The 14,189-nt window shown below is 67.0% G+C and carries 12 protein-coding genes and 1 tRNA gene; 3 read left to right on the forward strand and 10 right to left on the reverse strand.

Annotation, left to right across the window (positions count from 1 at the left end):
- The first annotated feature begins 36 nt into the window (after window positions 1–36).
- Window positions 37–112 (forward strand) — tRNA-Gly (locus AC0Z35_RS17260).
- A 97-nt stretch (window positions 113–209) separates the two neighbouring features.
- Here AC0Z35_RS17260 and AC0Z35_RS17265 read toward each other — a convergent pair.
- Genes AC0Z35_RS17265 through AC0Z35_RS17280 form a run of 4 tightly spaced genes read right to left on the reverse strand, consistent with a single transcriptional unit; the run spans window position 210 to window position 5,363 of the window.
- A complete protein-coding gene (locus tag AC0Z35_RS17265; RefSeq protein WP_319309106.1) occupies window positions 210–827 on the reverse strand; it encodes a sarcosine oxidase subunit gamma in 618 nt (205 codons plus the stop codon).
- Window positions 817–3,828 (reverse strand): sarcosine oxidase subunit alpha family protein, encoded by a 3,012-nt coding sequence (locus AC0Z35_RS17270; protein ID WP_485132233.1) that lies wholly within the window; start codon window positions 3,826–3,828, stop codon window positions 817–819. Before AC0Z35_RS17270 ends, AC0Z35_RS17265 begins: the two co-directional genes overlap by 11 nt.
- Window positions 3,825–4,103: a sarcosine oxidase subunit delta gene (locus AC0Z35_RS17275; protein ID WP_046803450.1), complete on the reverse strand. Its 279-nt coding sequence runs from the start codon at window positions 4,101–4,103 to the stop codon at window positions 3,825–3,827. The genes AC0Z35_RS17270 and AC0Z35_RS17275 overlap by 4 nt, the downstream gene beginning before the upstream one ends.
- A gap of 15 nt (window positions 4,104–4,118) precedes the next feature.
- The gene (locus AC0Z35_RS17280; RefSeq protein ID WP_046803451.1) at window positions 4,119–5,363 is read right to left on the reverse strand and encodes a sarcosine oxidase subunit beta family protein; all 1,245 of its coding nucleotides are present in this window, start codon (window positions 5,361–5,363) and stop codon (window positions 4,119–4,121) included.
- 64 nt (window positions 5,364–5,427) lie between these two features.
- Here AC0Z35_RS17280 and AC0Z35_RS17285 point away from each other — a divergent pair, with 64 nt between their 5' ends.
- Window positions 5,428–5,565, forward strand: a complete 138-nt coding sequence (locus AC0Z35_RS17285) for a hypothetical protein (protein ID WP_319309111.1) — start codon at window positions 5,428–5,430, stop codon at window positions 5,563–5,565.
- Between the two features lie 29 nt (window positions 5,566–5,594).
- On the forward strand, window positions 5,595–6,791 hold the full coding sequence (fdhA, locus tag AC0Z35_RS17290) for a formaldehyde dehydrogenase, glutathione-independent (RefSeq protein WP_104143571.1): 1,197 nt from the start codon (window positions 5,595–5,597) through the stop codon (window positions 6,789–6,791).
- Window positions 6,792–6,798: 7 nt separating this feature from the next.
- Here the strand turns inward: fdhA and AC0Z35_RS17295 are convergent, their stop codons facing one another.
- The 6 genes from AC0Z35_RS17295 to AC0Z35_RS17320 are packed head-to-tail and all read right to left on the reverse strand — an operon-like array spanning window position 6,799 to window position 14,188.
- Window positions 6,799–7,821: a GlxA family transcriptional regulator gene (locus tag AC0Z35_RS17295; RefSeq protein ID WP_082134371.1), complete on the reverse strand. Its 1,023-nt coding sequence runs from the start codon at window positions 7,819–7,821 to the stop codon at window positions 6,799–6,801.
- 17 nt (window positions 7,822–7,838) lie between these two features.
- Window positions 7,839–9,008 carry an FAD-binding oxidoreductase gene (locus AC0Z35_RS17300; protein ID WP_104143568.1) on the reverse strand — a complete coding sequence of 390 codons (1,170 nt, stop codon included), beginning with the start codon at window positions 9,006–9,008 and terminating at the stop codon, window positions 7,839–7,841.
- Window positions 9,009–9,017: 9 nt separating this feature from the next.
- A complete protein-coding gene (locus AC0Z35_RS17305) occupies window positions 9,018–10,295 on the reverse strand; it encodes an aromatic ring-hydroxylating oxygenase subunit alpha (protein ID WP_485132232.1) in 1,278 nt (425 codons plus the stop codon).
- Between the two features lie 8 nt (window positions 10,296–10,303).
- Complete coding sequence (locus AC0Z35_RS17310) at window positions 10,304–11,071, reverse strand: electron transfer flavoprotein subunit beta/FixA family protein (RefSeq protein ID WP_485132231.1); 768 nt, start codon at window positions 11,069–11,071, stop codon at window positions 10,304–10,306.
- Window positions 11,064–12,290, reverse strand: a complete 1,227-nt coding sequence (locus AC0Z35_RS17315) for an electron transfer flavoprotein subunit alpha/FixB family protein (protein ID WP_485132230.1) — start codon at window positions 12,288–12,290, stop codon at window positions 11,064–11,066. Before AC0Z35_RS17315 ends, AC0Z35_RS17310 begins: the two co-directional genes overlap by 8 nt.
- Entirely contained in the window at window positions 12,290–14,188 is a 1,899-nt protein-coding gene (locus AC0Z35_RS17320; protein ID WP_485132229.1) for a (Fe-S)-binding protein, read from the reverse strand. Before AC0Z35_RS17320 ends, AC0Z35_RS17315 begins: the two co-directional genes overlap by 1 nt.
- Window position 14,189 lies beyond the last annotated feature (1 nt).

Below are 14,189 nucleotides of genomic sequence, written 5' to 3' on the forward strand. Positions count from 1 at the left end.
GCGGTAGCCGTAGCGATAAAGCGGTAGCAGTACATTGCGGGAGTAGCTCAGTTGGTAGAGCGCAACCTTGCCAAGGTTGAGGTCGCGAGTTCGAGACTCGTCTCCCGCTCCACATTCAGATTGGCAGCATTGGGTTTTTGCCTGCTGCAAATCAAAAAAGGGCCTTCGGGCCCTGGTAGTTGAAAAAAAGGGCCCCCTGGGCCCTTTTTTCATGCGCGCTCGATACGCTGGTTGGGCGACATGAATTCGCGCGCGGCGTCCAGCAGCATGCGGCCGGCATAGTCCGCGAAGCTGCGGCGCACTACCACTTCCACGCCGCGCGCCTCCAGCGCGCGCACCATCACACCCGCCTTGAAATAGTGGCTTTGCGCGCATTGCCCCGGGCCGAAGACGCGCGGATGCAAATCCAGGGGGCAACCCTTTTCCAGCACATCGCGCGCGGAGTCGCCCAGCAATTGCAGCACCGTATAGCCGCTGCTGACATCCACCACCGTTGCCGATAGCCCGGCCAATGCCGGACGCAGCGCGCCTTCAAGCGCTGGCCGCGCCGGCGCCAGCGACTGCAACCACCATTCATCCGGCCCCATCCACGCCACCAGATGCAGGCGACCTTGGACGACCGTGTTGGGCGCCAGCGGCGGCGCGGCTCCCAGGGCGCGTTCAAGCGCGTCGGTAAAGCCGGGCGACCGTGCATTGCCCCGCAGCACGGCCAGATCCAGAAATGGCCTTTCGACGATGCGCAAGCGCTTGGTGTCGCTCGTTTGCGCGGGTGCCTGTACGGGTTTGAGGCCCTTCAAGGGCGACTCCTGATAGGTTTCAGTCCACATGCTGGCGCCCTCCTTCGGGATCGTAGAAAACCGTGCTGTGTATGGTGGCCGGCATGAAGCCGCCCGTGGGCAGCGCCACTTCCACCAGCTGCCCCATTCGTTCTTGCCCGTCCTGCACCCACCCCAGCGCAATCGACCGGTTCAACGTCGGGCTCATGTAGCTGGACGTGACGTGGCCGATCATGGGCACGATGGGCGCACGGCTTGCACGGTGCATGATCTGGCTGCCCTCGGGCAGCACAACCGCCGGATCGCGCGCCAGCAGACCGACGAATTGCTTGCGCTTTGCGCCGGCCGTGTGGGTGCGTGACAGCGAACGCTTGCCCAGGCAGTCCTTAGACTTGGCAACCATGCCGCCCATGCCCAGGTCCTGCGGCGTCATGGAGCCGTCCGTGTCCTGGCCCACGATGATGTAGCCCTTTTCGGCGCGCAACACGTGCATGGTTTCGGTGCCGTAGGGCGTGATGCCGTGCTCGTGGCCGGCATCCATCAACGCATTCCAGACGCGCTGCCCCAGGTTTGCGGGCACGTTGACTTCGTACGACAGTTCGCCCGAAAAGCTGATGCGCATGATGCGCGCGGGGCTGGACCAACCGGCACCGGCAACCGAGCCGTCACGAAAACTCATGAACGGGAATGCCGCGTTTGAAAAGTCGATGTCGGGGCAGACGCTCTGCAAGACCTTGCGCGCCAGCGGCCCCGCCACGGCGAAGGTGGCGAAATGGTCCGTGACGGTGGTCAGGTGCACATCCAGATGCGGCCATTCGGTTTGCAGCCACCGTTCCATCCATGCCAGCACGCGGGCGGCGCCGCCGGTGGTGGTGCTCATCAGATAGTGTTGCTCGCCCAGGCGCATCGTGACACCGTCGTCGAACACCATGCCGTTCTCGTCCAGCATCAGGCCATAACGGCCCTTGCCCACTTCAAGCTTGCTCCACAGGTTGGTGTAGACCCAGTTCAGCAACGTTGCCGCATCCGGACCCTGGATGTCGATCTTGCCCAGCGTGGACGCATCCAGCATGCCAACGCCGTTGCGCACGGCCAGGCATTCGCGCGCCACCGCGGCCTGCATGCTCTCGCCGGGCAACGGAAAGTACCACGGGCGCTTCCAGTTGCCGACGTCTTCAAAAACCGCACCCCGCGACACGTGCCATTCATGCACGCTGGTCTTGCGGATGGGGTCGAAGAAATCGCCCAGCTCGCGCCCGGCCAGCGCGCCGAACGCCACGGGCGTGTAGTTTGGCCGATAGGTGGTGGTGCCGGTTTGCGCAATGGTCTTGCCCAGCGCGTCGGCCAGGACGGCCGCGCCGTTGATGTTGCCCAGCTTGCCCTGGTCGGTGCCAAAACCCATGGCGGTATAGCGCTTCACGTGCTCGACCGAGTGATAGCCTTCGCGCACGGCCAGGTGGATGTCGGCCACCGTGACATCATTCTGGTAGTCCACGAATTGCTTGGCGCCCCGGCTGGGACGCACACGACCGGCCACCTGCCACAGCGGCATCAACGGATCTTGCGCGATGTCGGCGGTGCGCCAGGCAAGCGCGCCCGCCGGGTTCAGGCCCGCCAGCATCGCTGCCCGGCTGCCCGCCTTTGCCCCACCTTCCAGCGCCAGTGCCAGCGAGAACTCTCCGTTGGCCGCGCCGGCGCTGGCCTGCGCCTGTTGCGAGCCCATCGGCACAAAGCAGGCATGGGCATCGTCCCAGCGCGTCTGCCCGCCCGACTGCGCATGCAGGTGCAACGCCGGGTTCCAGCCGCCGGACACGGCGACCAGATCGCAAGCCAGCCGGGCAGTGGCAGGCCCGGCTTGCCCGCCCACGTAAGAGGCCAGGACCACGCCCTTCACGTGCCGCCCGCCGCGCGCCTGCAACACCACTGATTCATTGCGCACCTCGATGCCGGCGCTGCGCACGGCGTCGGGCAAGGCCCCTCGCCCTGGCGGCCGGGGGTCCACCACGGTCACGTTGGCGCCCTGCTCGCGCAAGTCCAGCGCCGTGCGATACGCGCCGTCGTTGTTGGTGTAGAGCACCACGCGCCGCCCGGGCAGCACGGCGTAGCGCCGCACATAGGTCGACACCGCCGATGCCAGCATGATGCCGGGCAAGTCGTTATTGCCGAACAGCAGCGGCCGTTCGTGCGCGCCGGTGGCCAGCACCACCTGCTTGGCGCGAACCTTCCATAACCGTTGACGCACCCCGCGACGCCCCGTGACGGGGAGATGGTCGCTAAGCTGCTCGCACACCGTCACGAGGTTCTGGTCGTGATAGCCGAACGCCGTGCTGCGCGACAGGATGCGCACATCGCTCATGCCTTGCAGCGCGGCATGCGTTTGACGGACCCAGTCGTTGTTGGCCGCGCCATTGATCAGCGCGGGACTGGACAGCAGGCCGCCGCCCAGTTCGGACTGGTTGTCGACGAGGATCACGCGCGCGCCCGCCATGCCCGCCGCCATCGCCGCGGCCAGGCCGGCAGGCCCGCCTCCCACCACCAGGACATCGCAATGGGCGTAGCGCTTGTCGTAGTGGTCCGGGTCGGGCTGCGCCGGTGCACGCCCCAGCCCGCCCGCCTGGCGGATAAGGCGTTCGTAGCGCGGCCACCAGCGCCTGGGCCACATGAAGGTCTTGTAGTAGAAGCCCGCAGGAATAAAGCGCCCCACCCGTTGCAGGATGGCCATGCGGTCGCGTTCAAGGTCGGGCGCGGCGTTGACGCTGGTGGCGCGCAGGCCTTCATACAGTTCAATTGTCGTGGCGGCCGGGTTGGGCACGGTATGCCCGCCGTCTTCCAGCTGCACCAGGGCATTGGGCTCTTCGACGCCCGCCGTCATGACGCCGCGCGGGCGGTGGTATTTGAAGCTGCGCCCCACGAAATGCTCGCCGTTGGCCAGCAGCGCGGACGCCAGCGTGTCGCCCTGGCAGCCGTAAAGGGTGCGGCCATTGAAGGTGAATTCGATGGACGTCGCCGTGTCGAGGCGTCCGCCGTGCGCGAGCCGATGGGGTTGCCTCATTTGCGTTCTCCGGCCGCGTGCTCGAAAGTGTGGAAGCCATGAAATTCATGGCTGACCGTATCGCGTTCCGCCAGGAACCAGCGGCGGCAACCGTGGGCGTGCTGCCATTGCTCGCGCGCACGGCCGCGTTCGTTGCGCCGCATGAATGCGTAGTCGGCCCATTGCGCGTCGGTCAGGGCATCGCAATCCAGCGGCCGAACGATGTCGGCCTCGCCGCCGCAGGTGAATTCCGTTTCGGCGCGCGGGCCGCAGTAGGGACAAGTCAGCATCAGCATGGGTAAGCTCCGCAATCAATGCGCGACGGCGGCCGCGCCGTGTTCGTCGATCAAGTGGCCGGTATGGAAGCGGTCCAGCGAAAACGGGGCGTTCAGCCGATGCGGCGCGTTGTTGGCCACCGTGTAGGCAAAGACCCATCCCGACCCCGGAGTGGCCTTGAAGCCGCCCGTGCCCCAGCCGCAGTTGAAGTACAGCCCCTTGATGGGCGTCGTTGAAATGATGGGGCAGGCGTCGGGCGACACGTCCACGATGCCGCCCCACTGGCGGTTCATGCGCACGCGGCTGAATGCCGGGAACATCTCGACAATCGCCTGCAAGGTGCTTTCGATCAGGTGGAAGCTGCCGCGCTGCCCATAGCCCACGTACTGGTCGATGCCCGCGCCGATCACGAGATCGCCCTTGTCCGACTGGCTGATATACGCGTGCACCGCGTTGGACATCACGACGGTGTCCAGCACGGGCTTGAGCGGCTCGGACACCAGCGCTTGCAGCGGATGGCTTTCCAAGGGCAGCCGCAGGCCCGCCATGTCGGCAATCACGCTGGAATGGCCCGCGGCCACGACGGCAACCTTGCCCGCCTGGATGAAGCCGCGTGCCGTTTCCACGCCGCGCACCTGACCGTCTTCGCGACGTATCCCCGTGACCGCGCAGTTTTCAATGATGTCCACGCCCAGCCGGTCCGCCGCGCGCGCGTACCCCCACGCCACCGCGTCGTGCCGCGCCACGCCGCCGCGCCGCTGGAACGACGCGCCCAGCACGGGGTAGCGGCAGTCCAGGTTGATGGCGGGAACAATTTCCTTGACCTGCGCGGGGGTCAGCCATTCTCCGTCGATGCCGTTGTAGCGGTTGGCAGTGATACGCCGCTGCGTATCGCGCACGTCTTGCAGCGTGTGCGCCAGGTTCATCACGCCGCGCTGGCTGAACATGACGTTGTAGTTGAGCTCCTGCGACAGCCCTTCCCACAGCTGCATCGATTTTTCATACAGCTGGGACGATTCATCCCACAGGTAGTTGGATCGCACGATCGTGGTGTTGCGCGCGGTATTGCCGCCGCCCACCCAGCCCTTTTCAAGCACGGCGATGTTCTTTAGCCCGTGCTCCTTGGCCAGGTAGTACGCCGTGGCCAGCCCATGGCCCCCGCCGCCGACCACCACGATGTCGTAGGCGGGCCGGGGGTCCGGGCTGCGCCAGGCGCGCGGCCAGCGTTCGTGGTTTGAAAAGCCATTGCGGATCAGGCTGAACAGGGAATAGCGGCTCATCGTGGCTCCTAGACGGTGATCCATTTTTCTCTGAAGGCGCCGGCCATGACGTGCCGCGTCGGCCATGAACTTGCCTGATTCCGACAAGCCCGCCGCCCAGGCGCCCGCTGGCGCATACCGGCTGCTTCATGTCGCACGCGTCAAGGTTGACGGCATTGCGGCTTGCCAAAATCTGGCGGTGGCGGGCACCGGTCCGCATTGATCCGGCCCGGCCGGCAGGGAGACGCAGTCATGGCAGCGAACAGAGGCGTGGTGTACGTGGGCGACGGGCGGGTCGAAGTGCAGTCGATCAGCTTTCCCAAACTGGAGGACCCGCGGGGACGCAAGATCGAACACGGCGTCATCCTGAAGGTGGTCTCCACCAACATCTGCGGCTCGGACCAGCACATGGTGCGCGGCCGCACGACCGCGCAAACGGGCCTGGTGCTGGGCCACGAGATCACCGGAGAGGTCATTGAAGTGGGCCGCGACGTGGAAACGCTGGCGGTGGGCGACCTGGTGTCGGTTCCCTTCAACGTGGCGTGCGGACGCTGCCGCACGTGCAAGGAACAGGACACCGGCGTTTGCCTGACCGTCAACCCGGCGCGCGCGGGCGGCGCCTATGGGTATGTGGACATGGGCGACTGGATCGGCGGACAGGCCGAATTCGTCATGGTGCCGTATGCCGATTTCAACCTGCTGCGGTTTCCGGACCGCGATCAGGCCATGGCCAAGATCCGCGACCTGACCTGCCTGTCGGACATCCTGCCCACCGGTTTCCACGGTGCCGTCAGCGCGGGCGTAGGCCCGGGCAGCACGGTATACGTGGCCGGCGCCGGCCCGGTCGGCATGGCCGCCGCCGCGTCCGCGCGGCTACTGGGCGCGGCGGTGGTCATCGTGGGCGACATGAATCGCCAGCGGCTGCAACACGCACGCAAGGTCGGCTTCGAAACGGCGGACCTGTCGTTGGACGCGCCGCTGGGCGTGCAGATCGCCACGCTGCTGGGCACCCCGGAAGTGGATTGCGCCATCGACGCCGTCGGCTTTGAAGCGCGCGGGCATGGCTCGACCGGGTCGCAGGCGGAAGCGCCGGCCGCCGTGTTGAACGCGCTGATGGACGTGACCCGGGTGGCGGGCCGCATTGGCATTCCCGGGCTGTACGTTACCGACGACCCCGGCGCGAACGATCCCGCCGCGCGCCGCGGCAGCCTGTCAGTGCGCTTCGGCCTGGGCTGGGCCAAGGCGCACAGCTTTCACACGGGCCAAACGCCGGTGCTGAAATACAACCGCGCGCTGATGCAGGCCATCTTGTGGGACCGCATCAACATCGCGGAAGTCGTGGGCGTGCAGGTCATCACGCTGGACGCCGCGCCGGACGGCTATGCGGCGTTTGACGCGGGCGCCCCGAAGAAATTCGTGATCGACCCGCACGCGATGCTGTCCGCCTGAGCCCGGGCTAATCCAGCGCCTGCCTGCGCTCGCTGCTGGGCGAACGCCCGAAGCGGGCGCGGTACGCCTTGCTGAAATGGCAAGGCGACTGAAACCCGCAGGCCACGGTCACGCCCATGATGGTCATGTGGGTCTGAAGCAGCAGTTCGCGCGCGCGCAGCAGGCGCAACCACAGGTAATAGCGCATGGGCGACATGCCCAGGTAGTACTTGAACATGCGTTGCAGCTGGCGTTGCGACAGCCCGATCTGGACGGCGATCTGCCTGAACGACAGCGGGTCTTCGATATGCTCCTCCATCAGCTGCGCGACGTTCAGCAGTTCCTGGCGGTTGAATCCCACGCGGGCCACCATCGGAATGTGCTGCCGTTCCGACGGCAGGCGGATCCGTTCCAGCATGAACTGTTCGGACACGCCCTGCGCCAGTTCGGGTCCGAAGCGTTCGGCGGTGATGCCCAGCATCAGATCGATCGGCGCGGTGCCGCCGGAACTGGTCATGCGGTCGCGGTCGATGACGAAGAGTTCTTCGGTCAGCTCGACAGCGGGAAACTCCTCGCGCACGGCATACAGGTTTTCCCAGTGCATGGCGCAGCGATACCCGGTCATCAGGCCGGCCTTGACCAGCGCGTAGCTGCCGGTGCAGATGCCGCCCAGCGCCACGCCTTGGCGGGCGGCGCTGTGAAGCACTTTGATGACGGGTTCAGTCACCTGGTCCTGCACCTGGAGGCCGCCGCAGACGATCAGCGCATCCCAGTCGTCCACCAGCCCCCGTGAGGGCAAGGGCCGGATCGGCAGCCGGTTGCTGGCTTGCACCGCCGCGCCATCCAGCGTCATGACCGACCAGCGGTAGAGTTCGCGGCGGCTGACGTAGTTGGCCATGCGCAGGACTTCCACCGCGCCCGAAAACGCGATCATCGAAAAATTGGGCAACAGCAAAAAGCCGAAATGCACCTGGCCGGGCTCGACGGCGGGCGCCTCAAGCACCGGCCAGGACGGGTCGGCAATGCGCGCGGACGCTGCGTGCATAGGCATGGGTATTGGCCCCCTCTTCATTTGTCGATGAGCAAATTGCTTAACGGCCGGCTGCAGCATAGCAACACCATGCCCTGATCGATTTCGCGTTGCCGGATACCGCCCTGGTGCTGCATGTTGACGTTGCCTTCCAGCAGCCGCACCTTGCACGTGCCGCACAAGCCCTGGGTGCAGGAAGCCGCCATCCGCAATCCGGCAGCGCGCGCGGCCTCCAGCAACGGCTGGTCGGCCGCGCAGGCAATGGTGCGGTCGCTTTGCTGGAAGCGGATGCTATAGGTGGTGCTGTCCGTGGCGGTATCTGTGGCGGCATCTGTGGCGGCATCTGTGGCGGCATCGGCGGCCCTGGGCGGGTTCGGCGGCGACGCCTCATTGCGCGCCGTCGCCGCATCAGACAGCGTTTCAAACGAGAAGCTCTCTTCGTGATGACGCGCCATGTCGAAGCCCACCGTGCGCAGCATCTGGCTTACCGCCTGCATATACGGCGCGGGGCCGCAGACGAAGATCTCGCGCTGCCGGAAATCAGGCGCAATCAATTCCAGCAAGGGCAGGCTCAAGCGGCCGGTCAAGCCGTGCCATCCGGTGTGCTCGCCCAGGCTTTCGCAGATGAAGTGCGCGCGAAAGTGGCGCTGGCTGGCGGCAAACAGCGCAATTTCGCGGCCGAAGATGATGTCGTCGGGCGTGCGGGCGCTATGCACGAAAACCGTGTCGCGGTCGTCGCAAAGGTCGCGATGGGTGCGCGCCATGGACATCAACGGCGTAATGCCCGACCCGGCCGACAGGAACAGATATCGCTCGGCCGGATGCAAGGCGGACGAAAACACGCCCGCCGGACCCAGCACGCGCAACGGGTCGCCCACCTCCAGGCAGTCATGCAGCCAGTTCGACGCCTTGCCGCCCGGCACACGCTTGACGGTGATGGACAGGGTATGCGGCCGCGTCGGCGGCGACGATATCGTGTAGCAACGGTTCAGGCGTTCGCCGTCGATATCCAGCTCAAACGTCAAAAACTGCCCCGGCGAAAACTGAAACGCATGGCCCGCGCGCGAGCGGAAATAGAAGCTCTTGACGTCGGCGGTCTCTTGCCGAACTTGGCAGCACAGCAGGGTTTCTTCGATGTCGCAGTCCCACGGGGAAGGCAGCCGCTGCCAGAATTCCGGCTGATGAATACGTAAAAGCGCGTGCGGCATGGCGGTCTCTTAATCCAGATAATGGGCCGCCAGGCGGCCGACATACCAGTTGCAGAACTTGTCGACCAGGCTTTCGGTAAACGGCGAATACGGCCCGGGCTGGTACGCGGGGCTGCGCACACCTTGCTGCGAGATCTCGACCAGCGCACGGTCCTGTGCATTGGTGGCCCGCCACACGGCCGTCAGGTTCTGGACGTCGTAATCCACGTTTTCCACCGCGTCCTTGTGCACCAGCCAGCGCGTGCGCACCAGGGTCTTTTCCGGCCCCAGCGGCAGCGCCGAGAACGCGACGATGTGGTCGCTCATGAAGTGGAACCACGCGTTGGGCTGCGTCCACAGCGACAAGCCGCCCAGGTCGCGGCGCGTCAGGGTTCCCAACAGTTTCTTCGAGGCCGCGTTGCCGTCCAGCGTCTGCGACTCGCCGGCCAGATCCAGCGGCAGGCGCCGCACCCGATAGCCCGTCACGCAGCTATCCAGCGCTTCGCGCTCGGCGCTAGGCAGGCCGGCGGCTTCCCATTCGCGGCAACGCGCGGCCGACATTTGCTCGAACTGATCCATTTGCGCGGCGTTGGACAGCGAGGGCTGGTAGCCGTAGCCAAACTCGAACAGCGAGACGGTCAGTTCGGGATGGTTGACGGCGCAGTGGTAGCACTCGCGGTTGTTCTCCATCGTGAGCTTCCAGTTGCAGTCTTCGACGATATCGATCTGCGCGGCGACCTTGGTTTCGCGCAGTTGATGGGGCCGCAGATAAGGTTCCACCTGCGCGCGCATCATCTCGAAGTCGTCGGGCGCGTCCGGGCTCAGGCAGACAAAGATCAGGCCGCTCAAGGTTTCCACGCGGACAGGCTTCAGGCTGTAGAGGCTTTTGTCGAAGTCTTCGCCCATGTGTTCGGCGTAGGCCAGCTTGCCGTTCAAGGTGTAGGTCCACTGGTGGTAGGAACAGACCAGATTGCCGACCGAACCTTGCGGCGTCACGCACAGGCGCGCGCCGCGATGCCGGCAGACGTTGTGATAGCCGCGCACCTGCCCGTCGTCGTCGCGCACCAGCACCACGGACTGCCGGCCGATGTCGACGGCGAGGTAATCGCCGGGCTCGGGGATATCGGGCTCAACCGCCACGAACAGCCAGTGCCGGCCGAAGATGGCTTCCATGTCCATGTCGTACACGGCCGGACTCAGATAGAAGTCGGCGTCCAGGCTATAGCCCGGCCGGCGCGCGGCGATCAGGTTGCGTAGCGATGCATCGATAGGGGGTCGCACCGCGCAAACCTGCTGGATGATGGTCATGTTCCACCTCAGTAGTCGATCAGGCTGTGGGTGCGCAGGTAGTCAATGACCGCCTGCGCCTTTTCGTCGGGGGTTCCTTCGGTGATGACTGTGCCGCCACGGCTTTCCATCGTGATGGCCGCCAGCAGGCGCGCGCGCCCCGACCGCGATTCACGCGCCGCCAACTTGCGCGGGCTGCCCGTGGCGGCCTCGATGCGCGTGGCGGCCAGCGCCGCGGCCGGAACTTTGGGCACGTGCGTCGTCACCTGCCCGGCGCGCTCTTGCGCATAGACGTGCCGCACGTCGAACGCCGCCAGCGGATGCACGGCCACCACCGCGGGCAGGGTTGCGGCCACTTCCCGCCGCCGCCCTTTGGGCAGGCATTGCTGCGTGACGACGCTGCCCGCGTCGATGCGGGCCGACAGCACGGCGGGCAACAAAGGCAGGTGCCGTTTCTGCGCCACCAGATAGGGCAACAGGCCGCTGCCGTCGCCGCTTTCCGCGCGCGTGCCGCACAGCACCAGGTCGTACCCGCGCACGTACTCGGCCAATGCCTCCGCAACGTCGCGCCCCGGCGGCACGTCGATGGCATGGACCGTCGGCGCGCCCAACGCCAGGTAGTCGCGCAGCGCCGGATCGGCAGGGTTGCCGGCATGGACAACGTCAACGTTGGCGTCGCCGCTTGCCATCGTCCGCGCCAAGGCCAGGGCCAACGCGTCATTGCGGCTGAAGCGGGCCGCCCCGCTGACCGGGTGCGCGCCAACCGATACCAGTACCGCAATGCGCAGGTCAGCCATCGGGAGCCTCACGATGACGATGCGCGCCTCGCGCCTGCTTGACGCGGGCGAGCAGCGCCCGCGCCACGCGTTGGGTATCGTCGATGATGCTGAGGTCGGCGCGCCGGACCAGCGGCGCGGCGGCGTCCAGGTTGATCGCAATCACATGGCGGCAGTCTTTGATGCCTTGCAGATGCTGCACCGCGCCCGATATGCCGAACGCCAGATAGGCGCTGGCGCTGACGGTTTTTCCCGTTGCGCCGATCTGCTGGCCCCGCGCGAATCGCCCGTCATCCACGGCCACGCGGCTGGCGCCGATGGCCGCGCCAAGCTCATCGGCCAGCGCATGAAAGCCTTCCAGGTCGCGCATGCCGTTACCCGCGGACACGATCAGGTCGGCCTCTTCCAGGTCCACTTCCGTGGCGGGCAGCGTGCGCGTGCCATGGTCACGGTAGGCCGATGTCATCGGTAGCGGCATGACGCGAGCGGCTTCTCCGTGGCCCACGAAGGGCAAGCGATCATCGACGGCGTCCGGGGCCAGCAACACGATGCGGGGCAACGCGCGACGCGTGCGTCTTGGACCCGTGTGTTGGGGGGTGGGCAGGGTCGGCGGGTTCGGCACGCTCGGCGACCGCGACAGGCCGACGTGAGCCGACGCGACCGGCGTCGATGCCGCGCGGCCGAAGGCGCCACGTCCCACGGCCACCTGGCGATACGGGCTGGCCACTCCGTCGCGGCTCAGTTCCACGACGTGCGTGGCGACCGTGTCGCGCGTGGCGGCGGCCAGGCGTCGGCCCAGGTCGCCGTCGGGCAGCCCGTTGTCGGGCAGGAAGACGTGCAGCGGGCGGTCGCGCTCCATCAGCGCCAGCACCACGGCCAGTTCGGCGTCGGGCGCATAGGCAGGCGGCGCGGCAATGACGGTCAGCCTGTCCGCGCCCAAGTCGGCGGCATCACCCTGGAATTCTCCAAACACCAGCAGGTGGACCCAGGTGTCGTGCGCGGCCAGCAGTGCGGCGGCCGCCACCGCTTGGCAAGCGTGGGCATCCAGCTGCCCGCGATCGCTGTGCGCCACCGCCAGCACGCAGCGCAACGCTTCGGTGGCGCGTACCGGCTTGTGCACGGTGCGCGCTTGCCGGCCAATGGCATCGCCCGAGGGGTCGGCGCCAAGCACCAGGCGGCGAATACCCGAAGGCGCCACGGTGTACTGCCTGCGCGGGTCGATTCTGCGGATCGGGTTCATCATGCCTCCAAGGCGTCGGCGACAAGTTCGGCGATGTCTCGCACGTCGGGGCGGGGGCCGACCACGCCCTCCAGCATGGCCGTGCAATTGGGACAGGCCACCGCCACCAGGCTCGCGCCGGTATCGCGCGCGTCCTGGATGCGGATGTCGGGAATGCGGCGCTCGCCGGGAATATCCGTCAACGCCGCTCCCCCGCCCGCGCCGCAGCAGCGCGCGTTCAAGCCATGGCGTTCCATTTCGTTGATACGCAGGCCCAGTCGGCGCAACAACTTGCGCGGCGCCTCGGTTTCACCGTTGTAGCGGCCCAGGTAGCAGGGGTCGTGATACGTCAGGATGCGCGCGTCGTCAGCCGGCTTGAATCGCAGCCGCCCGGCGTCCGCCAGTTCGGCAAGCAGGCTGGTGTGATGCTGCACCTGGTACAGGCCGCCCAGCGCGGGATATTCATTGCGCAGGCTGTGCAGGATGTGCGGGTCGGCCGTGACGATGCGCGTAAAGCTCAGGCCCGCCAGCGTCTGGATCAGGCGCGTGGCCAGCACCTGGAACGTGGCTTCGTCCCCCAACCGACGGGCAATGTCGCCGGTGTCGGTCTCGCGGTCGCCCAGCACCGCGAAATCCACGCCGCCCGCGTGCATCGCCTTGACCAGCGCGCGCAGGCTGCGTTGGTATCGCAGTCCGAAGGCGCCCTCGCCGACGATCAGCAGCACGTCCACGGCCTGGTCCGGCTGTATCCACGGCACGTTCAGGTCCACCGCCCAGTGGTGGCGCGCGCCCAGGTCATAGCCGCCTGCCGTACCGGTCTCGCGCAGGTTGGCCAGGACGGTGGGCGCCGTCCCGGGCGCGGCGCCGTGCTGCAACGTCTGCTGGCGACGCATATCGATCACGGCGTCCACGTGTTCGATCAGCATGGGGCATTCGTGTACGCAGGCCCTGCACGTGGTGCAGGCCCACAGCGTCTCGGCCGCCACCAGGCCGGGCACTAGCGGTTTGTCCGCCGCGCCTTCGCGTGCGCCGACGGGCACACCCGGCATGGGGCTGCCGGTATAGGCGGCGTCCGACCCACCCGCCATGCCGACGACCATGTCCTGTATCAACTTCTTGGGGTTCAGCGGTTGCCCGGCGGCAAAGGCGGGACACGCGGCTTCGCACTTGCCGCACTGCACGCACGCATCGAAACTTAGCAGTTGGTTCCAGGCGAAGGCGGCCGGTTTGCCCACGCCCAGGGGCTCGGCCGTCGGGTCGCCGCCCAGCGCCAGCGGGCGCAGGGCCGCCTTCTGGCCGGGCAACGCGCGGCCGAAGCGTTCGGGCCGGGGGTGAAAAGCCAGGTGCAGCAGGCCGGCCAGCGCATGTTTCATGGGACCGCCACGCGCCATGCCAACCGTCAGCTCCCAGGCGCCCAGCGCCAGCAGCGCCACGGTGCCCAGGCCGGCCGCGCCCGCCAGCCAGGGCGCGGACACGCCGCCCAGCAGCAACAGGCCCAGCGCCAACGCGCCCAGCATCCAGGGCAGGCGGTCCCACAGGCCGCGCGACAGGCGCTTGGGCGGTTTGCGACGGCGGTGCCAGACGAATATCAGCCCGCCCAGCATCACCAGGGCGGCCACGGCAATGGCCATATCCAACACGGGCGAGTACAGGGCCAGGCCGTAGTTGATGGCCACCAGCACCATGGCCGCGACCGCGCCGCCCGCCGTCGCCACATGAGTCCGGGCGATGTACGGGTCGCGCGCCACCACGCGATGCAGGTCGACAAAATAGCGCTTGGGCACCGCCAACAAATCCAGCCAGCGCACCGGCGCGGCCCGGCCCACGCGCCACAAGGCAGCCCGCCGCCACCCGCCGACGCAGACCCCAAGCAGCGACACCCAGAACAGTGCGGTAACCACGACGGCAAACTGTTCCATG

This window comes from Achromobacter sp. 1L-A-4-B-C2, assembly GCF_057291955.1.

Excerpts from the sequence above, each read along its gene's own strand:
- AC0Z35_RS17265 (WP_319309106.1), bottom strand. The coding sequence starts at position 827 with ATGTGGACTGAAACCTATCAGGAGTCGCCCTTGAAGGGCCTCAAACCC.
- AC0Z35_RS17270 (WP_485132233.1), bottom strand. The coding sequence starts at position 3,828 with ATGAGGCAACCCCATCGGCTCGCGCACGGCGGACGCCTCGACACGGCG.
- AC0Z35_RS17275 (WP_046803450.1), bottom strand. The coding sequence starts at position 4,103 with ATGCTGATGCTGACTTGTCCCTACTGCGGCCCGCGCGCCGAAACGGAA.
- AC0Z35_RS17280 (WP_046803451.1), bottom strand. The coding sequence starts at position 5,363 with ATGAGCCGCTATTCCCTGTTCAGCCTGATCCGCAATGGCTTTTCAAAC.
- AC0Z35_RS17285 (WP_319309111.1), top strand. The coding sequence starts at position 5,428 with ATGAACTTGCCTGATTCCGACAAGCCCGCCGCCCAGGCGCCCGCTGGC.
- fdhA (WP_104143571.1), top strand. The coding sequence starts at position 5,595 with ATGGCAGCGAACAGAGGCGTGGTGTACGTGGGCGACGGGCGGGTCGAA.
- AC0Z35_RS17295 (WP_082134371.1), bottom strand. The coding sequence starts at position 7,821 with ATGCCTATGCACGCAGCGTCCGCGCGCATTGCCGACCCGTCCTGGCCG.
- AC0Z35_RS17300 (WP_104143568.1), bottom strand. The coding sequence starts at position 9,008 with ATGCCGCACGCGCTTTTACGTATTCATCAGCCGGAATTCTGGCAGCGG.
- AC0Z35_RS17305 (WP_485132232.1), bottom strand. The coding sequence starts at position 10,295 with ATGACCATCATCCAGCAGGTTTGCGCGGTGCGACCCCCTATCGATGCA.
- AC0Z35_RS17310 (WP_485132231.1), bottom strand. The coding sequence starts at position 11,071 with ATGGCTGACCTGCGCATTGCGGTACTGGTATCGGTTGGCGCGCACCCG.
- AC0Z35_RS17315 (WP_485132230.1), bottom strand. The coding sequence starts at position 12,290 with ATGAACCCGATCCGCAGAATCGACCCGCGCAGGCAGTACACCGTGGCG.
- AC0Z35_RS17320 (WP_485132229.1), bottom strand. The coding sequence starts at position 14,188 with ATGGAACAGTTTGCCGTCGTGGTTACCGCACTGTTCTGGGTGTCGCTG.